Source organism: Ruegeria profundi (assembly GCF_020171505.1).
Taxonomy (GTDB): domain Bacteria; phylum Pseudomonadota; class Alphaproteobacteria; order Rhodobacterales; family Rhodobacteraceae; genus Ruegeria; species Ruegeria profundi.
Genome location: NZ_JAIUZS010000009.1, coordinates 168,009 through 188,911, shown reverse-complemented (window position 1 = coordinate 188,911; position 20,903 = coordinate 168,009). Strand labels below are relative to the sequence as shown.

Sequence of the window (20,903 nt, the reverse complement as noted above, 5' to 3'; positions counted from 1 at the left end):
GGTCTCAAACAGCCAAATAGGCGGTAGACCAAACCAAAGTGTCGCGGGATGGAGCAGCCCGGTAGCTCGTCAGGCTCATAACCTGAAGGTCGCAGGTTCAAATCCTGCTCCCGCAACCACCATGGTCGAACAGAGTCTCGAACAAGCCGCCGCAGGGCGGTTTTGTTCATTCTGGGACAGATCAATCATTGCTGCCAGCGCACCCTCCAACTCGATCTGCACGCCATCCCGTTCATGTTGGACCGAGACACGTTCGATCAGGCTCCGAATGATCTCCAAAGCCTCTGTGCGGATCGACGGATCCGATAGCGCCTGTGCAAGATCGGAGACCTTGGAGCGATAGAGTTCAGACAGATTTGGGTGCAGTCGCACCGGCGAGGGCGTAGGTTCGGAGAGCTTCGCCTCAAGACGGTCAATCTGCGCTTCGAGTTCTTCCAGCCTGGCTTGAATCCCGGGGGTGCGAATGCCCTCCGCGATTGCGTCATAAAACCCATTCAGTTTGCGCGCCGCTTTGTCCCGCTCGGATTGTAGACGGGTCCGGGCTAACTCCGCTGTGCCTGCTGCCGCGTTGGCGGCTTTGCTGAAGGACTTGATAAATGCGGCCACTGCGTCGGGCTGCATCAGACGCTGACGAAGCAAATCCAGAACGGCGTCTTCCAGGACATTGCGTCGAATGGATTGCTTATGGGAACAAGTGCCGAGTTTGCGGGCAGCAGAGCAGGCAAGGTAGTCGCGCCCGACTGTTGCGAGTGGCCCTCCGCAGGTGCCGCAGAATGCAAGACTTGTCAGAAGGTGCTTCTTGCGACGCTTCTCCCAAAACTTGGTTTGCTTGATGGCATTGATACGGGGATCAGCCTCGATCTCACCTTGCCGCTGTTTGACCGCCTCCCACAGCTCATCCCCGACGATCCGCAGCTCGGGGACCTCCGTGATGGTCCATTTTGAGGGATCGTTGAGACGGGAAACGCGTTTGCCGGTCTCGGGGTCCTTGATATAGCGCAGCCGGTTCCAGACCAGGCGGCCAATGTAAAGCTCATTGTTGAGCAGGCCGGTTCCACGCATTCGGTGCCCCCGGATGGCGGTGTCACGCCACAACTTGCCACGGGGACCGGGAAGACCCTCGGTGTTGAGGCGGCGCGCAATGGCTTTCGGGGAGTGTCCTTCGGTGAACTCTTGAAACACCCGTCGGATAATCTCAGCTTCCGCTGCGTTGATCACTCGTTCTCCAGTGACGGGTTGGCCGTCGGGCCCAAGACGCCGGACGACGTCATAACCGTAGCTGTTGCCGCCGCCGGAACGCCCAAGCTCGACCCGCCCGCGCAGACCACGCCGGGTTTTGTCGGCGAGGTCTTTGAGGAATAGTTGGTTCATGGTGCCCTTGAGACCTACATGCAATTCGCTGATCTCGCCTTCGGCCAGTGTCACGATGCCAACACCTGCAAAGTTCAGCCGTTTGAAGATCGCGGCGATATCCGCCTGGTCCCGGCTCAACCGGTCCAGCGCTTCCGCCAATATCAGATCAACCCGTCCTTCCTGAGTTGCATGGAACAGGGCTTGCAGACCGGGGCGCAACATGGAGGCGCCGGAAACCGCACGATCAGAATAGGCGTCGACAACAGTCCAGCCTTCCCGCTCTGCACGATCCCGGCACACACGCATCTGGTCGTCGATTGATGCGTCTCTCTGCATTTGGCTGGAGAAACGGGCATAGATTGCAACTCGGGTCATCGACGGGCCTTTCTCTTTTGGTTGATCAAAGCCGCGTAGTCGCGGCCCGCTTCAATTGTCTGGGCGTGGATGTAGTGGCGCTCGGCGGTTCCGAAGCTCGTATGCGCAAGAATTGGTCGAATTAGCTTGGCGTGTTCCGGAGAAGAGCGGGCCAGGGTTGTCGCGGCAGCATCCCGAAAGAAATGCGGTGGAATACGGCGACCCGTCAGCTTCAGTGTCTGCTCCGCGATCCGGGGGCTCAGCGTGTCTCTCTTCAAAGGAGTGCCAGACCGGCCAACCCACAGGACATCGTGATGCTGTTGGCCACGCTCCATAAAAAAGGGACGGGCTTCGTTGACATAACGGCGCACGAGTGGCTCAACGCTCTGGGGAACATCAGCCTCCCATTGCTGCCCTGATTTGGTCAGATCCCCGGGGAGCGCGACGGTCATCGTGTCTGCTGCGACATACAGGGATGTGCCAATCCGAAGGCCCGCGAAGGCGCGTCGCCGCATCGGCATCAAGGCCAACATCGCTATCATGGTGCCATCCCGCAGACACATCATACCGCGTAGCGGTGTTGGCGCGGCTTTTGCATGACCCGTCGCCAGAATCAGACCTGCACGGAATAGAACCTCGCTGGACAACACACGCCCAAGTTTGCGATCCCGATCACCTCGACCCGCGGCGCGCTTCACTCCCGCTTTCAACTTCCGCTGAGCGGACCAGTCCTGCGCCGGGTCAGATGCAGAGAGGATACGCAACACGCCATCAATGAACATCAACTGTGTCATCGGCCGGGTGTGTGAGAGGTCCCTAAGCCAAGCGGAAAGACGCGGCAGGGTCCCGCGTCGAGCCGGAGGCAGTGTGATCGCCTCCGCATCGCTGTTAATCAGCCATTGCAGCCATCGGGCATAGCGCAGTTCTAACGTCTTCAACGAGGTCGCGCGTAGATGTGACAGCGCGCCGCAATCGTCGAGTGGGCCACCTTCTATCTGAAGGTTGAGCCACATATCCCGGTCTTGCACGGGCCAATCAGACAGAGGCAGAACAAGGCTCATCAGCGACGCCCTTTCTTAGCTTCTATCAGGTCAGCAAAGGCACGTGTTGCCGAACGTGCCTCAAGACCGGAATAGATGTTGATCGTATGGCTGACCTCCGAATGTCCGAGCAACCGGCGCGCGACCTCATAGCCGCCGGGATTGGCGTCGAGCCAGTTCATCACCGCGAAATGCCGAAACAGGTGGGCATTCATCTCCAACCCCGTTTCTTTCCGGATCCGTTTGGAGATGCGCGCAGACAGAACGCCGGGATCAACCGAATGCTGACCATCCCTGCGGGGAAACAGCCAAGGCGTTCCAGCGGGGCAGAGTTCCGGACAGCGAGATTTGAGATGAACGTCGATCATGCGCAATAGATCACGCGGGATCTCGAACTCGACAGGTCGCTCATTTTTTGTCTCGCCGTCTTCCAGAACCAGATAGGCTCGGCCATCACCGGGACGGTGCAGGTGGCGTTCCAGGTGGATGTCAGCTAGGTTCTTCACGCGAACCGGGCAGACCAGCAGGATGGCGATGGCGAGCGCATCTTCGCGCGCCAGAGCCCAGCCGTACGGCTTGGACGTTCCGCGTGGTCGCGCGAAAATCCGTTCAGGCAGGAGCAGCAGGCGCTGCTGATGCCGGTCCTCCTGCAACACCCGCAGCCTGCTTCGGTTTTTTTGGGTCATGCCATTCTGAGGTTTGACGGCCAGGCGCGCGGCAAGCCTCGACAGCGCGTCCCGGGTGTGATCGGGTGCATTTTGTATCCGTGACAGGTTGCGAAGCAGCGCGGCGATCTCGCTGATCATTTTTGTTGTCTGGTCGTTGGTGCGCGATAACATCTGGCGCAAACCGCGTTCAGCCATTACCGGCTCAATCAGAACGTCCAATCCGCCAATGTGGCAAATTGGGATGCCAGAATGAACCAGTTCGGAGGCAAACCGAACCAACTGTCTTTGGTATTGGGACAGGGTCGCGGGTCGGAGTGCCCTGTTCTGACCGTCATCTGCCAGCGGGTCCGGATTGGACAGACGATGCATCAGCTTCGCAAGAGCAGTTTGGAATGGCGCTGGAAACGCGGTCACCGGAAAACTAATGACCTTCCGACGCGATTCCAGAGGCAGGATGGACTTGGGCCATTGTGAAATACGTCGAACCGCTAGGTTCCAGCCGTTGACTGCAGCCCGATATGCAACATCAGGAGATTTGCTGATCTCGTTATGCTGAAGGGCTACTCGATAGGCTTGAGCATGCTCTTCACACACAGTGGCAGGTTTGACGCCCTGCCGGTTCAGAAAGTGCACGAAGCGGCAGAGCGCGGGTTGCAATGTCTTGTCGCTCGACGCCAGAACAGCTGCCCAGAGCGCGTGCCAATCGGGAGACAGATCATCGATCCGGTTGTATCGCCGTTCCACCAGCCCGAAATGCGCGAGCGCAGCCCTTGCATCACTGACCGCATTTTGCCAGCTCTTTGGAGTCAGACCAAGCGCAGCCGGTGAGACATTGGCCAAACGGGGCTGCAACCATCGGCTGTCGCAGGGTACATCCTCAGGAGGTAATCCAAGAGCTTTGGATGTACGGTTCAGGCCGGAGATCATATCTCGGCGGCGTCCATCTGTCAGCGAGCTATCGGAGCGCAGTTGGTCGATGAGCTCGGCAAACATTGGTGTGTCGGCTTTGACGAAGGCCAGCGTCAATGGAACGGGGCTCTGGCTAGTCATCGGGTTTACGTTCCTTTGGACATGTCAGGTCTCGGGTGGACGGGTGTGGACAGGGGGTCCGATTCGGGAAAAGCGTAGCACAGAAAGTTCGCAACTTACGGGGATGCCCTCTTCCCGAAATACACATAAAACATTGATATTAATGGACATTAATAGTCGTGAGCGCCTACCAGCACTGTGTCTGCCGGTAGGCGGCATGAGCAGCCGGATCAATGCGGATCAGGCGTCCGCCAGGGCCCACCCGAATAACCTCAAGCAAGCCAGCCGCAATCGCACGGCGCACCGTCTTCTCCGAGCAATTGTCCAGTTCAGCGAAGTCTTTCACCGTCAGAAGCTTGCGGGGTCGGTTCTTCTTGGAAGTGATCCGTGGCATCCTGATGCGCCTCCTTTTGGTCAGAGGCGTCCCGGCCCAGTTCCCGTACTGCTTGGGCAGCAAGCAATCGGACCAATTGGTCAATCGCTGTCTCAACCTGCGTGCGCGCGTGGTCGTCAGAAGGGGGTATGGCAGGAACGCGTGTCATGCCATGACCATGACAACGCAGGCTCGCTCATTCTAAGTGTATTGATTGCCCGCTTCCGGCGGGGCCCAACGCTCCTTCTCTTCGCGCCCAAGCTTGTCGCGAAAATCGTCAATATCCACTCGGATCGTCTCACCGCTCAGGTTTTGCCCCGGCTCGGTGATCATCTTAACGACAGCCTGTATAAAGTTGACGAGTGGACCTTGCCGTTGTCCTCCGGGGCGACCGTCTGAATATGTCGAATAGGTCAGGGGGCGACCGGCATCTTTCCAGATATAGCAGCAGCTCTCGACGATGTACTGACGGCGTTTGTCGCGCGAGAACCGCTTGTCTCGCGGCGAAATGTCTGCCACCGCGCCGGGAGTCACAAGGATGTGTCGAATGTCATCTATGACGTCCGGAGTAGAGGTCGTTGCGGTCTGAAGCTTTTTGAGGAGCTGCGGAAGTAGGTCTGCGTCTTCTGGCGTAGACGCGAAATAAGTCGAAAGCGAGCCCGACGCGTTCCGGAGTTCTTGTGGAGCAATGGAACCCCGTTTGGCTTTCCGCAAAAGTTGCTTAAGGTGCTTTTGACCTCGTTCAATCGCTTGCGTGCGTCGAACTTCGGTCAGATTGATTGCGATGTCGTCGTCGTTATTGAGGCAGTTCCCAAGGAGCACAGAGAGTTCGCGTACGAGCTTAGTTGGCAGGTCAAACTGTTCAGCAAGGCTCCCGATCATGTCCTTAGAAAGAGCGCCGCGTTCGCCATAACTGCCAAGCTTCCATGACATCGAGCACTTGATCCCATCCATGTGCGGATAGACGGAATAGTCACCTTCAGTATCTGCAACGTCTCGATTGACCTTCAGGCCGCTGTCCGCGTTAGCGCTCATTTTATTCTCCGTTTGGCACACTCTAGGGTTTGGTCGCACGTCCAAAAGCTTACGTGCATCAAGGTAGTACCGTTTGCTCAGAAAGCGCTGGTTGAGACGAGGCGACCCCCTCAAAGGTTGCACACAAACAAAAGAACAGGAAGAGAACAATTTGGTTAGGTTATGTGTCGAGCCGCTGACCCGAACCGCCTGCGCTATTGGTGGGCTGTGGCGCTTCGGGTCAGCTAAGGTTTGTACAACTTGCGGCCACGCGAAACACAAAGATTTCCAAAAAAAGAAGATCAATACACTTAGTCAGCAAGAGCGCAAAATCGGACGTTCCGGGCTGGGATGGGCCTCCCCGTCTCCGTTGCGCCCGGTTTATTCTTGCTGCTTTCCCTGGTGAACGATCAAAAAAAGCGGTGACCACGGTACGTTCACGACCGGCCTCCAATTGTGAACTATGGTTCGGGGACTACCCCATCCCGCACCGACGCGGCTCCTTCTGGCCCGGTGCAGAAACGCGACTACGGAACCCACCGGCTGACAGCTGTCTCCAGGCACCCGTCGGATCGGGGACCGCCGAGACCGTGCGCGGTCAAAGCGGGGCAGGTGAGAAGCCTACGGGGAAGCGGCTGGCCTCCGATAAAAGGCATCGCGCGGATACGAACCTGAAAGCGAAGGGCCTTTTCCCACAAGATTGGGGGGAAGGAGCGGGGACCGGATATTGTCTGATGAAAACGCAAGGTGAAGAAGCGCTTTCAGTGAGTTCCGCAGAACACCGCACCCGGCGGGCTCTCTAGCACACAACCCCAAGCCGATCGCTGTTTTGAGTAACCAGCCAACCATTAGGACAACCTGCAGAGAACAACCGCTAAGAGCCCGATGCGGGCGTTCTTGCAAAGCAGGATGACCAGCAGTTCAAAGCCTTAAAAACTCTATACCTTACGTCACCCTTTTCATCGGGTGTGCCGGATGGTTTTACACGCGCGCCTGAGGTAGCCTGCAACAACTTCTTCGTCATCTAGAGGGTTAAGTTATGATCTCCAAACGCGTATTTTTGTCCGGCCTCGCATCGACCACTGCGCTGGCGCTGGTGCCGGCGCGCGTCCGTGCTCAATCTCCAGATGCCACGCTCTTCACAAACGTGCGTGTTTATGACGGGATGTCCGATGAATTGACCGAGCTCACGAACGTCCTTGTCGAAGGGGAAATGATTAAAGATGTCTCGCCCGCTGCCGATGCCGCGCAAGAGGTGCCGCGCATCGATGGGGATGGGCGAACCCTGATGCCAGGGCTCCTCGACATGCACGTGCACCTGCAGTGGAACCAAGACCCGGCTGGCTTCCTGACGGCACGTCCAGATTACATTGCTGCGTTGGCATTGAGCGAAAGTGAAGCCACCCTGATGCGCGGATTTACCAGCGTCCGTGATACAGGTGGCGGCATTCTCGGTTTGGCTCGCGCCATAGACGAAGGCCTCCACCCCGGCCCACGTATTCAAGCGTCTAACGCTGCGATCTCAATGACCGCCGGTCATGGCGACCTTCGTCCGCGATCTGTGCGTCCAAGAGCCTTCGGCGGGCCGCCATTTACAGAAGCGGAGCGACTTGGGATCACACTTTTTGCAGACGGAGTTCCCGAAGTTCTGGCGGCTGCACGTGAACAGTTTCGGCAGGGCGCACACTTCATCAAGATCTTTTCGGGTGGTGCCGTGACTGGTCTCTACGACCCATTGGATATCAACGAGTATTCGCCGGCAGAACTCGAAGCGGCAGTAGACGAGGCCAAACGTTGGAACACTTACGCGACCTCGCACGCATACATGGACACATCGGTTCGGGCGGCTATTGAGGCAGGTTACCAATGTATCGAACATTGCAACCTCATGACGCCCGAGTCGATGGAGTTGGCCGTGGAAAAAGGCGTCTGGCTTTCAACCCAGGTTGGCTTTTTCGCGGCAGACATTCCGGCAGGGTTCTCGCCCGCCCAAGCAGAGCGCCAACAGATGGCGTTTGATGGTCTCGACGCCATGCTGCGACTTGCACGAGAGTCAGGCGCCAAGATTGCACTCGGAACGGACTTCGTCGGATCGAGGGAAACGAAAGCAACGCAGTTGGAGGAATTGCAGCTCAGGACGCCATGGTTCAGCAACGCCGAGATTCTGCGGCAGGCGACAGGTCTGAATGGACAGCTTTGGGACTTGACCGGCCCGCGTAATCCCTACCAGGCTGGTCCAGTCGGTGTGATCCAACCCGGAGCCTACGCCGATATTCTGCTCGTGGACGGGGACCCGATTGCCGACCTTACGGTCATGGCCTCTGCGGACAATTTCGATGTGATTATGAAGAACGGCAAAGTTCACAAGAACAATCTGGCCTGAGCCATTTGCCAAGGTTCATGATAGACACTGGTGTTGCACGCGAATGACCGAAGAGACCCGCGGTGCAGACATAGTGCGTAACTCGCTGAAAGCCCGCTCCGAGCCCATGGTGGCCTTTTACGAACTGAACGAACACATCAAGTGGCTAGGGCCATCGATCTGGACCGTTTGTAGATGCACAGACACCCAACCCACCAACACTAGGGCAGAGTTTTCCGTCTATTCTTAGCGTGACGACCTTGTACCGCCGTGTGAGGATACAAATGAAGCGCCTTACCAATATGCTCGGAGACGCCAGCCGCCGAATTCATTACCCCAAGAGAAAGGACTTTAGATGATCTCTCTGTTTCTAAATTCGATGCGATTGCTCAAGGCAATTGCAAGATCCTGGGACGATCCTCATTTTCGTGCAGGGCTGCTGCTGTGCTTTGTCACTCTTCTGTCGGGAACTGTTTTCTATTCCAGTGTCGAAGGCTGGAGCTGGGTGGATGCATTGTATTTCAGCGCGACGACGCTTTCGACTGTGGGATTTGGTGATCTATCCCCCGCTACACAAATCGGAAAGATTTTTACCGTGATATACGTTTTCGTAGGTGTTGGCATCTTTATTGCTTTGTTTATCCAGTTCGCAAAAGCCTTGCTTCAAGATCAAGACTGAAGCGTTTTTTGTGGCAGTGAAGAATGCGCCTACGGAGTTCCGCTATTCGCGGTTTCTGCTGCGTCGAGCTTTGGCAAAGGAGAACCTGTCGTGCGGCTTCGGAAACGTATACATTCAGTAAAGCCGTGAATATACTTTGAAGATAAGAATATCCTGAGATTTTTTGAGATGGACGGCCAATAGAATTTTGGGAGCTGACATGTTGAATTGGTTATACACTGCCCTGCTAAGCGGCCATCCTACTGCTGCCGGGATGTTCCTCCTTCTTAATCCTGACCGTGGCCATGACCATGGCCGCACGGTGGGGATTATGCTGTTTGGCTGGGGTATACTTGTGACCGTCTGGTTTGCACTACTGGTGCCAAATGGTCGCTTGTTGGAAGGCAATTTTCGGCTAATTTCTTTAGTCGTCTTTTTCTCTGCAATTTTTGTCGGTGCAGTGCTGGGTTATCTAAAACGCAATGGCCGTTAGGCGGGTCCCGGCAAGGCGACGAAAAGATCGACAATACAATTCAAACTTCCGCGATTTCTCCAATCCCTTTTTGCTTCAAAGATCTGGTTCTCTGGGACCACATCAACAGCGCGAGGTTTGATGCACGAGGACATCTGCGCGCAGTATCGAAGCTCTAGATGAAAAACTTGCTTCAAAATCTTCGTCCTAGACTGATAAAGAAATAGTGTTCGCCTCGGTCATTTCTGACGTAGTCAAATGCACAGTCGAGTTGGAATCGTTTTGACAGACGGACCCGCAGCCCAAGACCGATCGAAGCGCCGTCTTCGTCGAAACCCAGTGAAGCAAGGCTATTGCCGCTATCGCCGATGGCGGCGAAACCGACAAATCCTAACCTGTCATGGAACTGCCCCCAATATTCGCTTTGAAGGGATGCAAACGTATCGTTTAGGTATTGAGTGCTTGGAAAGCTAAAACAATAGCCAGCACCAACGCCCAAGGCATCAACAGAACTATCTTGGCGGTCGAATGTAGGCGCGTCATTTGACCTCGTCCTTGTCGCCGGTTTCTTCGGGGCTCGCAGATAGCGGTTCTTCCACTGTTTCGCTCTCGAAATCTGGGCCGTCGTCGTCTGGTGATCCGGATGGCGGATATTTCAAACTGTCTTCAAATGATCTCCTCATTTCCGTGGAGAACGTCGGAAATGGCAAGGTACGAGCACTGCGCCAAGCCCTTACGGCGTGAGACGCGGCTTTGCTTTTCTGGGGGTCGAGCCCCGCGTCTTCTGACAGGTAAAGCGTCGACGATGGGAAAGCGAATGAAGTACCGGAATCCTCGATGATTTGTTTGATACGCAGGAGGATGTCCTCACGAATAGCGAAGTAGTCATTCCATTCCCGAGTTTTTGCATAAATCCGTACGGCCAGATCCATTGAGGACTGCCCAAAATCGGAAAAACGTATTCTGATGCTATTATTGTCGATGCGCGGGTGGGCGTGGGCCATCTTGCGAATGCTTGCCAGCACATAGCGCAGTTGATCTGTCTCAGTCTCGTAGCGCAGTCGACAACTACATCTATCATCATCTGGTCGCATTGAGCCCAATTGATCAGTTCCATATTCGAAAAACTGGAATTAGGGACGTTGATAAGGGTTCGATCCAGCGCGCGAACCTGCGTGGATCTAACTCCAATACGCTCTACGGTACCCATGTGTACGCCAAATTGGCAGAAATCGCCTACTCGGATCGGTTTGTCTAAATAGAGGATCAATCCACCGATTAGGTTTTCAAGGGTTGGGCGAATTGCCAGCGCAGCGGCAATGCCACCAATCCCCAGTCCGGCAAGGATGCTCAACAACGGAAAACCAAGGGTTTGCGCGCCACACGCAATTATCCAAACTACACCAAAAAATGCGAAAACCCGAGACAGCAGTTGAACGAGGCTCCCGTCTATTGAAACCGTCTTTTTGCCTACCAACGCGTCGATCGCTGAAATCGAGCCAAACCAGAACAAAGCTGCTAACGCTATGGTCCAGACTGTTTCGAAAAGTAGGTAAAGCGTTGCGGCAAATGCGCCAGAGATGTGAAGCTGGAAATGCAGAAAGTAACCAAATACCAGCAAACCAGTCACTGCAATGAGCGTCTTTACCAAACCGACAGTCGCAGTTGCGACCATATCCTTCGACCTCAGCAACTGCACTTTGGATTGGATTTTCTGAACCAATAAGAACACAATGCTGCCGGACACCAGAGTGAGCAAAATTTTCCAGACGGGTGTTCCCATCACAACTTCAAGAAGCGAAGCAGGAAGTAATCGGGAAAAGTTCGGTGGAAACCAGGGACCTGTGAAGCCATTAAGTACCGATTGCCAATCCCGTTCGTCGTTTTGGACTGTATTGAAACGTAACTCACGTAGAAACCTTGGTGCCACGTCGATTGTACTGTCCTTGAACAGGTACTCGCCTTCTCGGGGGCCTTCTTGGATGCGAACCAGCGCAAGCGGTGTTCCGTCCAAAAGGTACTCGTCATTATCGGACACACGCGCTCCCGGTTGGTCAGGCAAACTCTCTAGCTCGAAAGTGGGAAAGGCTTCGCGTATTCCTAAAAGTGCCACAACGGTGTGCACACCGTACTCTCGAACGTAAGCTCTGGGGATGTCGGATAGATCGATCAGCGACACCAGCTCATCGACCGTATGGAGAATAGAGGAATAGGTTTCAGCGTCCTTATCGCGGGCGTAACTGGTGAGTTTTTCCTCCAACGCGTTCGCTAGCGCACTCAAGCTTTCGACGGTTTGTTTCGGAGTTGCTGTTCTTACAACGGGTACGTCAGCATCCATTGCGCGTTGAAATCCCAAAGTCCGCTGTTCAAAAACGCCAAACACGCTGAGCAATATGACTGCGAACGCCAGAATTGTTGTGAGGTATCTCGACACCATCGTTACCACCACAAGGTCCAGCAGTTTGAATAGCATTGCGGCCAGCGCGTGCTGCGATCTTTGCAAGAATCGTGACACGCGCACCAAAGGGACTCACCCGATGAACGCAGGTGACAAATCAAATCACTGCACAAAAAACAGAAAGATCGCACACATCCGGCGAAAAACCACGATGAGACATGCCTTGAAAATGCTATCTGGGCTTTCAATCTATCAGCGCGGACAATGTCGCCCCTTGTAGTTTCGCGGCCTCGCCCTCTTGAGATACGAGCGGCTCTACTGGCGCATGCCATGTTGCGACGAACAGAAACACTCCGACCAATGTGACACAGGTTGCACCGCCTACCCGAGCAAGAGTCTCAAATCGTTGGCGGGTGACTGCGCTCGTGCCAATTCTTTTCGCAACCTTTGCACGGCTCCAAATGGCTACTAAGCCGATCAGGGACATGGAGATCGCCATGCCCAGCGAAATAGCCGCCACCATGGCAATCGCAGGCCACACAAGATCGTTCGCAAACCCGAATAGCATCACAATCAGTGCGCCGGTACAGGGCACTATACCCACCGCTGTCGCGAGCCAACCGTCAGATCGGTTGGACGACCTCGCAGCAACTGCGCAGGCAGCGCAACCACTGTGGCTATTGTGGTCTTGCGGGTGCGTATGATGCGAGTCGTGTTCATGGGCCGTCGAAGCCGTTCTTCGTAAGACATAAATTGACCAAAAGCTTTTCCAAAGCATCCAAAGTCCGATGGCAATGATCAGCGCATAGCTCCCTAGCCGGATGAGCCGGTAATCGGAGGGTGCACCACCGGTTGTTTGCCGGATCGCAAGATCAATCAGGAATACGGCCGCGACTGCGGAGAACACGTGAACGATGGCGATGCGAACCCCCATCCCCACACCGCGGCGCAGGCTGCCCCCTTCACCTGCGAAATAGGAAATCACAACTACCTTGCCGTGCCCGGGGCCGAGCGTGTGCAGGACGCCGTAGAGAAAGGCGACGAAAAGAGCGAACGCCACCGTTGCCAGAGACTTGCCCTGGTCCATTGATGTCATAGATGTCGTGAAAAGGTTGCTGATCCAAGCCTGGGTTCGGGCTACGACATTGCCCTGAAAAGGCGCAGCGGCAGACGCTTTGATTTCACCCGGCACACCCCAAACCTGTGCATCCTTCAAAGAATAGGATGCTTCGACCATTCTCTGGCCGTCGACAAGAAAGAGGTTACTGACGGTGGGCGCATGCTCCAGCACGCCCCTCAGCCTGGCCGCGTGAAAGATTTCGTCCACTTCGATGCCCTCGGGGACATCGATACGCACCATCTGATTGGGCGGTGGCGGGGGGGTGTGGATACAGGCACCAACCCACGGCACCAACAGGAAACTGTAGACGAGGCCCTTGTCGCCGCGCAAGGGCAGCACGTAGCCGTCAAGTATCACGTCGCGTTCGAGAAACTGCCCGGTCACGCCGGTTGCCTCTTCTCGGCGCTTTTGCATCACGACCAGACGCTGGGCGAGCAGTGCATCGGCATCGTATCCGTCAGCGGCGAGCGAGGCTCGCGCGTCGCGGGCGCGCACGGAAAGTGTGGCATCATCTGACCGACGTTCGGCATCAAGAATCGTACGCAAATGGTCCTTCTGTTTGTAAGACATCTCGAGGAACGGGTCGTCGTATTGCTCAGTCGATGGTGCCAGATCGTCCCACATCACATGTAGTGGCGTATCGGCGAACGCGATCGAAGAGTGTGCTCCAAGCGTAAACAATAGCAGGAGCAATGAGCGTCCGAAAAAAACGATGACTTTTTGCGCACTCACAGCGATTGCCTCCTTATGAAAAACACTCATTTGGGCGCGCCAATCTCAAAAGAAGTTGCGGCTGGCTGGTGGTTCATTCTACGACCTTGTTTCGAATGGGCTGGCCCGGAAAAACGTCCATGACGACCTGCGAGTCTTTTACCACAATCGTTCCGTTTACCACGACGAATGGGATACCCTCAGACGCCAAACCGCCCTGCTCCTTTGTCGCCCTGTCCGTCACAGTCTCAGGGTCAAAGATTGCAATGTCCGCGTCTGCACCTTCCTGAAGGCGGCCTTTGCCCGCCATCTGATCAACGCCATTTCGTTCCATGAAGCTGGCTGGCATGTAGGTCATCTTTGAGATCGCCAGCATAAGCGGCATCAGGTTTTCCTCCCGAGCCAACCGTAGCACCTTGGCGTGCGACCCTGCGGCGCGCGGGTGCGCATGCACTTCGTCGTACGTTGCATCCCAGCCTACAGCGGTCTCTCCGGTGGCCGAGATGATCGAAGTGAATGCATCGCTTTCCACCAGTGTGTTGGGGTCGGCCAAGGCATCGAGCATCACAACTTCTTCGACACCCAGAAACAGGATCGGTGCCGTCGGTTCTGACGCGATCAACTCCTCGTAGCGCTCTTGCGTAAGTGGCTGCATCGTCGCCTGTTCGGTGATATCTGCGTAGCTACGCCCCATGTTGGGGCCGTAATTCGAAGGCCGCAGATAGTCGGCGCTGACGACGGAAGCCCCGAAATTGTAGGGGTAAACTGCTGATACGACATCAATGCCAGAGGCGCGGGCGTCTTCCAGCATTTTTAACGCGTATGGTGTGTTTGCAAGTGCCTGTTGATGAATGTGGCTCACATAAAGCCCGCCACCGTAAATCGCCAAGCTCGACAGCGCCTCCTGAACCGACATGATCCCGGTTGTCGGCGGCTCGTTACTGGAAAATCGCCCGTGCATGACGCTGAACGACCCGTATTCACCGGCAAGACGATGCATTTCGACCATTTCTTGCGACGTGAGGTTCTCGGTGGCGTATCCGACGGGGTTTCCGAACCCTAAGGCACCTTGCTTCAGGCCGTCCTCCAGCAACCGGACTATTTCGGTGATCTGGTCGTCATCGGGTTTGGACTGTAGCCCGGCCAGATTGATGCCGGCTTCCGTTACTCCGGCGTCCAGAATGTAAGACCCGGTAAGACTGATGTAGATCGGGTTCATCACCGTTTCTCGAATGCCCAGCAACGAAACACTGGCACCGAAGTTGGTCTTCGATTTCCCCTCAAGCCGCTCGTAGTAAAGCGGGATTGGATAGGCTCCGGACTCCAACTCCAACTGGGTCGTGACACCATCACGGAGTGCCTGTTTCTGGCCGAAAGGCAAACCGCCGACATGGTTGTGCATGTCGATAAAGCCCGGGGCGACCACGAGACCTGTGGCATCGATTGTCTCGGATCCGGATATGTTTTCCTCTGTGACGATCGCAATCTGGTTGCCGCTAACGCCGACGTTGCGAACGGCATCCAGATTTGTCTCCGGGTCCATCACGCGACCGTTGAGGATCACTAGGTCGAACTCCTGCGCCCCCGTGGCGGAGGCCGCGAGGACAAAGGTGGAGGCTATCAGGGTTTTGCGCAACATGAAGTGTCATTCCATGTCGTATTTGTAGATGGTGCCGTCCTTCATGATCATGCCGAAGTTCGCCTTGGCGTCGCTGATGAGTTGCAGGTCCTCCAGCGGGTTGCCGTTGACGAGGATGAGGTCAGCATAGGCGCCCTCTTCAACCACGCCGAGCGGGCCGAGGGGATAGGGCGTTACCAGTTGCGACATCTTCAGAAGCTCGGCGTTATCACAAGTCGCCATTTTCAGTGTTTCGTAAGGTGTGAACCAGCGCTCCATCTTGGCCAGCACCGCGCCCTGCCGCTTGGCGAGGTCCGCGCTGAAGAGCGTATCTGTGCCAAAGGCGATCTTGAGGCCAAGTTCTTTGGCCGTGCGGTAGACGAAGTCCGTGCCGTCGGTGACGAACTTGTATTTTTCTTTCTGGAAGTCGTTCAGCGCGGGCGCATCCTCGTCATCGAGGAACGGCTGCATGCTGAGCCAGACATCATGTTCCTTGAACATCTCCAATGTCTCACGTGTGGACATATGCCCGTGTTCGACGCTCCTTGCACCATTCTCGATGGAATGGCGTACCGCCTCATCGCTGATCGCGTGGGTGGTCACGTAGGTTCCCCAGGCTTCTGTCGCCTCTACGGCGGCCTGAAACTCTTCATCGGTGAACTGGGTCACGTGGATCGGGTCATAGGCCGAGGTCACACCGCCGCCTGCCATCAGCTTGATGTGCGTCGCCCCCTGCATAAGGTTTTCGCGCGTCCGTTTGAGCACGGCATCCACGCCGTCGGTTATGTAGAACATGTTGCCACGCTCGAAGGAGTGCAGCTCATCCAACGGGGTCGGTACCTCGCGCGTGATGCGGAAATCCTGGTGCCCTGCAGTGATCGACAGCGCAGGCCCCGAGGCAAAAATGCGCGGGCCGTCGATCAGCCCTTCGTCTGTGGCACGGGCAATATCGAACATGGGCCCGGCCACGTCACGCAGGGTCGTAAAGCCACGGGAGAGCGCGTTATTGGATGCCCTTGCCGCCAGCAGGTTCCAGTAGCCCTCGCCGGTCAGCGCCAGCTGCGCGATGGTCGCTTCGGCGAAAACTCCGTGCCAGTGGTTGTCGATCAGGCCCGGCATCAACGTGTGGCCTTCCGCGTCGATCTCGAAGGCGCCGTCCGGTGTTTCGATGTCGTCTCCGATCGCTTGGATCAACTGGCCAGAGACCAGCACGTCGGCGTCGATGAGCCCTTCGTCGCAACCGTTGAAGATCTGCGCGTTGCGGATCACGACGTTGTCGAACTTCATCTTTACGTTGGTGGTCTCAATCTCGCCCACGACACCTGCGGGAATTACTTCATGGTTCGCCTCATGCGCCAGAAGGCTGACCGGTGTGGCGGCGAGCGTAGTGCAAAGAAGGTAGGTTAGTGTTTTGCTGGTCATTATTGGTTTCCTTGTATTCAAGTTATGAATGAATTTCGTTGTTTTCGCGTAGAGCTCTTGGGGCGGAGCCGCTCAGGACTTCGGCGTTTGTGGTGAAGGCTAGTTTCCTCAAAGTGAACACGGTTCGAGCTTTTTACTGCGAGCGGGGCGTCGAATGAGGAGGCACCAGCGAAGCTGCGCGGCATCAAAAGTTCAGCACCTTGTATCCGACCTGGACTGACCACTCCGCAGGTCGGTCGCCACCGAAGAGAATGCCGGGCTTGATGAACACTTGACCGTCGCCACCAAAGGCCTTGCCGGTCAACATGCCCGCGGTCACTTGAAGACTTCCGAATGTATTGTCTGTTTCCCAATCGTGAACGATCGCCGGGTCGAACGTCAAGTAAAAGCGCGGGTTCTGCAACTTTGGAACATAGTAGAAGTCGATCGTCGTTTGGTTGACGTCAACGCCGTCATCGTTGCCACCTTCAAGGCCGAATGTCTGAACCCAAGCAGGGGCGAAGATCGCACCGTTGTTCAAAAACCACGCATAAAATACCGAGGTTTCACCCGCGAATTGGCCATAGCCCGCAGTTGGTTCTTTTGCGGTGTCCAGAAACAGCTCAAAAGTGAAGGCTGCTCCGTTGCTCTCCGTGAGGTAGAAAACATCAATGTAGGTAAGGCTGATGTCCCCCAAGGTGAAATCCTGACCTGGCTCTCCCCCAAAGAACGGATCCGCATTGAACGGACTGTCCGACCCGGGCACAGTGATCCTGAACGCCCGCTTTCCCCCTTCACCAAATGGTTGTGTGTAGAAGGCCTCAAACAGGCCGGTGTTCAGGTCAGAATTGATCTGGTTGAACTGATACTGAATCCCAAACTGCGTCGTAAGCAGCGTTGGATTTGTTCCGTTATTGATCTCGCTAAGGTCTTCCTGGGCATGGGCAGGAAGTGCAACGAAAGCTGTCAATAATCCAGCCGAGGCAAACCATCTGCAAAGCTGCGACGAAAGCGATGCTCTTTCGGTCCGATACGAAGACTTGATACCTGTAGTGCTCACTTGACTATTCTCCGTCTAGTTTAGCCGCACAGTCTCGTCAGTCTTTCGTTGGAAGCTGACACTCCTGCGTAAGGAAGGCCCGGAATTCCAAACTCAACCCATTGAAAATCTCTTCATATTCTGCCGCGCGAAGCGGAAGGTTCTTCCAGCGGAGCATCGCTTGTTCGGCAAGTTCCATCTCTTCGCAAATGGACCGGAAGACTGGGTTGTTCCGGAACTGAAAAACAATTTGCTCAGCTTGCTCGGGGTATCTGTCAATCAACCTGTCCAGAAAGGCGTCCATCATCCGGTATGCTCCTGCTGGACCACAGCATCAATACGCGCGGAGTTGAACGTTCTTACATGTAACCTACGTCGGTGTTTCTGTGAGGAACTCACATTGCCGTGCGTTTTTTTCGTGTTATCCTCGAGGACCGAGTACCCAGCGTTTTAAGAGGAATGTAGTGATCAGAAGTCACCATTCGGGTAGTTTTCACATATCTGAAGAGGACGTACGCCGACAACTCAAACGAATACTTGACTGCAGCGATTTGCAGTCCAGCACCCGGCGTCGTGAAATGCTGCGACATGTTGTTGAGGAAACCTTGGCGGGTCGTGATGCCGAACTTAAGGCGACGACCATTGCTATGGCGGTGTTCGGGAGAGGGTCTGATTTCGACCAGCAATCCGACCCAATCGTGCGGCTCGAAGCGAGAAAGCTGCGCAGGGATCTCGACAACTACTATGCGGGGCACGGCAGGGACGATCCGATCCGCATCAGCATTCCAAAAGGTCACTATATTCCGAAATTTTCCCAGCAAGAGCAGGCTGTGCCCAACGAAGTATCATTGGGTGAGAAATCGGCTGACGATCACGTGCGGGAATTGAAACCAGGCAATAAGTTGTTCGCGGGGGCGGCGTTTGTCGTAGTCGTGTGCATAGCCATAACACTTGGGCTAGGCTTTCTGTTTGCGCGCCCCGAAAACTTAACGCCAACTGAGGCCCCAAGCGTATCCAGCAAAATCTCCATTTTGGTGGAGGAATTTGAACCTCGAACGAATGACGATTTTGTGTCGCTTGTCGCTTCGGGTCTAACCAACGAGATTGCCGCAGCTTTGATCAGGTTTCCGGACCTTGCTGTGCATATCGCATCCAAACAGGCAACGACTGAAGCGGAGACTACCTCATCTGACAGCAATGCGCCGGAAACAGAGTTCAAGGTGACCGGTGACGTATGGCGAGAGGGCGAAGAGTTACTTTTTCGAACAAACCTTGTTCGCCGCACCGACTTCGAAATCCTGTGGAGCGAACGCTATGCTGAGGGCACCTATGGTCAGAGCATAACAGCTATTCAGGATACGATTTCGTCTCAGATCGCTTCGACAATCGGACAGCAATATGGCTACGTGCTAAGCGATGTACGGGCCAACAAATTAGAGGATCACGATGACCCTAGTTTGCGCGGATTTGCGTGTGTCGCAAGTGCACAGATTTACAGAAGAACATATCATCGGGACCAATATCAGGCTGCGCGGGACTGTCTTGAAGCAACCGTTCGCGAAGAACCTGAGTACGTGCGTGCATGGGCAATGCTTGCCTACCTGCGCAATGATGCTGCTCGGTTCGGTCACGAGACCGAGCTTTCTAGGGACGCGGCCTTCGCCCTTGCCAAAGAGGCTGCGATCCGAGCCATCGACTTAAATCCTCAAGATACAGACGCGCTTCAGGCGATGTCCCATGTTGAGCAATACGCGGGGGACATGGCGCGCTCGATCGAGTTTGCACGCAAGGCCGTGGAAGCTAACCCCAACGATCCCGCTGCGCTAGCCAATCTTGCGATCCGTTATGGGATAGCGGGTCGCTTCCCTGAGGGGGTCCCTATTATGCACCGCGCAATAGACCTCTCGGTTGCGCCACCGCCGTTCTACTTTCACCTGCTGGCGGCGGATCATCTGATTAAAGAAGAATGGGAGGAATTGGTCATTGATGCAGAGCGAGCCTCGGCCGATGGCTGGTCCTTTGGCCAGGCGCTGCTTGCCATCGCTCACAGCAAACTCTCCAATGAACCGGCCGCACGAGTTGCCCTAACTAGATTGGCTGAACTCGACCCACTTCTCTCTGATAATCCAAAAGCATGGCTGGAATCGCATAGTATGCATGCCGTTCTTGTCGAAGCGGTCACTGAAGGCCTGTCAGAAGCGCACGCATATGTTGGTGGATAGAATACAGGAGCCGTTCGCTTCAGATCGCCCCCCGCAGATAGCCATTTTTCATACTGACTTAAGCTTAAACACTGGCGGGGCTTTCAATGATCCTGACAATAAATTTGCACTCCTATACAAGGATGCCTTTTGTCAGGGTGTCCAGAAGCGAGGCCACGGTACCGCGATACTTACATGAAGAATTTCAGTAGAATATGAGCGCACCGTTTGAAGCAGTTGTGCCGTCTTTGCTCGAGCACAACCGTGATTTGATATTATTAGGCACAAGATTCGCCCCATAGCCCGCTCAAGCATTTCCTTTCCCGGTCATGATCTTTGAGTCAGTTGAATTGGGGAGTGATGCGTCGATAGCCTTCACAGCCGAATTACTTTGGTTTCTCCAATACCATACACTCTATTTTTAGTTGTGTTATTCATTCTTACAAGTCTACTGCTGCCGGGGGACATGGTGAACTTACTTGTGATCTTTATGCTCGTTCTTTCCGAAAAAAAGCGGCATTCGGCCAACGTTGAAAGCGAGATTCAGGTAAACCGAGGTGAACGACCGTTCCGTCCCGCTCACCTAACATTTGCCGCCTGGTTCTGAACGTCCGGAATGTGCCGCTTGCGGTCTACTGCATCGGCGAAAGGTAGAAGTGGGAACAAGGGTAGCTTCGGGCGCAGAGCTACCTTTGCCCCCATTCCCTTGTCGCCGCAGTTAGAAAGCCAAGTCGCTTGAGAATATACGCCATGCGGGACACAGCCGCCCTGGCATCATCTAGCTCAATGACTTCATAACCGCTCTGTCGAAAGGTTGCTTTCGGATGTTCTCCTCCAGTTTTTCTAAGATCGAGCTTTGACACACACTTGGCATTATTTGAGTTTTCCCAAAACAACGATAGTTCGGCAAAGGCCAAATCCAGCTCCCGCAACCAATACTAAAGCTCAGAATATCAGGTACTCAGCCTCGCATCTCGCGAGGCCTTTGGCAGTCGGCCATAGCCGCTCAAAGCTCTGTGCAAGCATCAGGGGCGAGAAATCACTGTAGCTGAATTGCTAAAGTTAAAGCTTGCCCAAGTGCACGAAACACGC

The 20,903-nt window shown here is 55.1% G+C and carries 15 protein-coding genes, 1 tRNA gene and 1 pseudogene; 5 read left to right on the top strand and 12 right to left on the bottom strand.

Annotated features, from left to right (window positions below; translation table 11 throughout):
* Positions 1-42 precede the first annotated feature (42 nt).
* Positions 43-119: transfer RNA gene (locus LCM21_RS18895), tRNA-Met, on the top strand.
* Here LCM21_RS18895 and LCM21_RS18890 read toward each other — a convergent pair.
* From LCM21_RS18890 to LCM21_RS18870, 5 genes are all read right to left on the bottom strand, one after another.
* A complete protein-coding gene (locus tag LCM21_RS18890; protein WP_263619067.1) occupies positions 76-1,659 on the bottom strand; it encodes a recombinase family protein in 1,584 nt (527 codons plus the stop codon). The genes LCM21_RS18895 and LCM21_RS18890 overlap by 44 nt on opposite strands.
* A 65-nt stretch (positions 1,660-1,724) precedes the next feature.
* Positions 1,725-2,768: a tyrosine-type recombinase/integrase gene (locus tag LCM21_RS18885; protein ID WP_224891982.1), complete on the bottom strand. Its 1,044-nt coding sequence runs from the start codon at positions 2,766-2,768 to the stop codon at positions 1,725-1,727.
* Positions 2,768-4,465 (bottom strand): site-specific integrase, encoded by a 1,698-nt coding sequence (locus LCM21_RS18880; RefSeq protein ID WP_224891981.1) that lies wholly within the window; start codon positions 4,463-4,465, stop codon positions 2,768-2,770. Before LCM21_RS18880 ends, LCM21_RS18885 begins: the two co-directional genes overlap by 1 nt.
* Before the next feature lie 166 nt (positions 4,466-4,631).
* Positions 4,632-4,838: a helix-turn-helix domain-containing protein gene (locus tag LCM21_RS18875; RefSeq protein WP_224891980.1), complete on the bottom strand. Its 207-nt coding sequence runs from the start codon at positions 4,836-4,838 to the stop codon at positions 4,632-4,634.
* Between the two features lie 180 nt (positions 4,839-5,018).
* Positions 5,019-5,852, bottom strand: a complete 834-nt coding sequence (locus LCM21_RS18870; RefSeq protein WP_224891979.1) for a hypothetical protein — start codon at positions 5,850-5,852, stop codon at positions 5,019-5,021.
* Positions 5,853-6,870: 1,018 nt separating this feature from the next.
* Here LCM21_RS18870 and LCM21_RS18865 point away from each other — a divergent pair.
* The 3 genes from LCM21_RS18865 (at position 6,871) to LCM21_RS18855 (ending at position 9,344) form a co-directional block, all read left to right on the top strand.
* Entirely contained in the window at positions 6,871-8,214 is a 1,344-nt protein-coding gene (locus tag LCM21_RS18865; RefSeq protein WP_224891978.1) for a metal-dependent hydrolase family protein, read from the top strand.
* A gap of 334 nt (positions 8,215-8,548) precedes the next feature.
* Positions 8,549-8,872, top strand: a complete 324-nt coding sequence (locus LCM21_RS18860) for a potassium channel family protein (RefSeq protein WP_224891977.1) — start codon at positions 8,549-8,551, stop codon at positions 8,870-8,872.
* A 199-nt stretch (positions 8,873-9,071) separates the two neighbouring features.
* Positions 9,072-9,344, top strand: a complete 273-nt coding sequence (locus LCM21_RS18855) for a hypothetical protein (protein ID WP_224891976.1) — start codon at positions 9,072-9,074, stop codon at positions 9,342-9,344.
* A gap of 518 nt (positions 9,345-9,862) precedes the next feature.
* Here LCM21_RS18855 and LCM21_RS20925 read toward each other — a convergent pair.
* The 7 genes and pseudogenes from LCM21_RS20925 to LCM21_RS18825 all read right to left on the bottom strand — a co-directional run bounded on the left by LCM21_RS20925 (position 9,863) and on the right by LCM21_RS18825 (position 17,917).
* Positions 9,863-10,417, bottom strand: coding sequence for a mechanosensitive ion channel family protein (locus tag LCM21_RS20925; RefSeq protein ID WP_404818137.1), 555 nt, complete (start codon positions 10,415-10,417; stop codon positions 9,863-9,865).
* Positions 10,418-10,431: 14 nt separating this feature from the next.
* Positions 10,432-10,998: pseudogene (locus LCM21_RS20920) on the bottom strand (mechanosensitive ion channel family protein); the annotation flags it as partial.
* Between the two features lie 967 nt (positions 10,999-11,965).
* Positions 11,966-13,573, bottom strand: a complete 1,608-nt coding sequence (locus tag LCM21_RS18845; protein ID WP_224891975.1) for a HoxN/HupN/NixA family nickel/cobalt transporter — start codon at positions 13,571-13,573, stop codon at positions 11,966-11,968.
* 73 nt (positions 13,574-13,646) lie between these two features.
* Positions 13,647-15,191 (bottom strand): amidohydrolase family protein, encoded by a 1,545-nt coding sequence (locus LCM21_RS18840; RefSeq protein WP_224891974.1) that lies wholly within the window; start codon positions 15,189-15,191, stop codon positions 13,647-13,649.
* A 6-nt stretch (positions 15,192-15,197) separates the two neighbouring features.
* A complete protein-coding gene (locus LCM21_RS18835) occupies positions 15,198-16,592 on the bottom strand; it encodes a metal-dependent hydrolase family protein (RefSeq protein WP_224891973.1) in 1,395 nt (464 codons plus the stop codon).
* Between the two features lie 184 nt (positions 16,593-16,776).
* Complete coding sequence (locus LCM21_RS18830; protein WP_224891972.1) at positions 16,777-17,541, bottom strand: hypothetical protein; 765 nt, start codon at positions 17,539-17,541, stop codon at positions 16,777-16,779.
* A 127-nt stretch (positions 17,542-17,668) separates the two neighbouring features.
* Entirely contained in the window at positions 17,669-17,917 is a 249-nt protein-coding gene (locus LCM21_RS18825; RefSeq protein WP_224891971.1) for a hypothetical protein, read from the bottom strand.
* A gap of 298 nt (positions 17,918-18,215) precedes the next feature.
* Between LCM21_RS18825 and LCM21_RS18820 the strand changes: the two genes are divergently transcribed.
* Positions 18,216-19,832, top strand: a complete 1,617-nt coding sequence (locus tag LCM21_RS18820) for a hypothetical protein (protein ID WP_224891970.1) — start codon at positions 18,216-18,218, stop codon at positions 19,830-19,832.
* Positions 19,833-20,903 lie beyond the last annotated feature (1,071 nt).

Excerpts from the sequence above, each read along its gene's own strand:
- LCM21_RS18890 (WP_263619067.1), bottom strand. The coding sequence starts at position 1,659 with ATGCGTGTGTGCCGGGATCGTGCAGAGCGGGAAGGCTGGACTGTTGTC.
- LCM21_RS18885 (WP_224891982.1), bottom strand. The coding sequence starts at position 2,768 with ATGAGCCTTGTTCTGCCTCTGTCTGATTGGCCCGTGCAAGACCGGGAT.
- LCM21_RS18880 (WP_224891981.1), bottom strand. The coding sequence starts at position 4,465 with ATGACTAGCCAGAGCCCCGTTCCATTGACGCTGGCCTTCGTCAAAGCC.
- LCM21_RS18875 (WP_224891980.1), bottom strand. The coding sequence starts at position 4,838 with ATGCCACGGATCACTTCCAAGAAGAACCGACCCCGCAAGCTTCTGACG.
- LCM21_RS18870 (WP_224891979.1), bottom strand. The coding sequence starts at position 5,852 with ATGAGCGCTAACGCGGACAGCGGCCTGAAGGTCAATCGAGACGTTGCA.
- LCM21_RS18865 (WP_224891978.1), top strand. The coding sequence starts at position 6,871 with ATGATCTCCAAACGCGTATTTTTGTCCGGCCTCGCATCGACCACTGCG.
- LCM21_RS18860 (WP_224891977.1), top strand. The coding sequence starts at position 8,549 with ATGATCTCTCTGTTTCTAAATTCGATGCGATTGCTCAAGGCAATTGCA.
- LCM21_RS18855 (WP_224891976.1), top strand. The coding sequence starts at position 9,072 with ATGTTGAATTGGTTATACACTGCCCTGCTAAGCGGCCATCCTACTGCT.
- LCM21_RS20925 (WP_404818137.1), bottom strand. The coding sequence starts at position 10,417 with ATGCGACCAGATGATGATAGATGTAGTTGTCGACTGCGCTACGAGACT.
- LCM21_RS18840 (WP_224891974.1), bottom strand. The coding sequence starts at position 15,191 with ATGTTGCGCAAAACCCTGATAGCCTCCACCTTTGTCCTCGCGGCCTCC.
- LCM21_RS18835 (WP_224891973.1), bottom strand. The coding sequence starts at position 16,592 with ATGACCAGCAAAACACTAACCTACCTTCTTTGCACTACGCTCGCCGCC.
- LCM21_RS18825 (WP_224891971.1), bottom strand. The coding sequence starts at position 17,917 with ATGATGGACGCCTTTCTGGACAGGTTGATTGACAGATACCCCGAGCAA.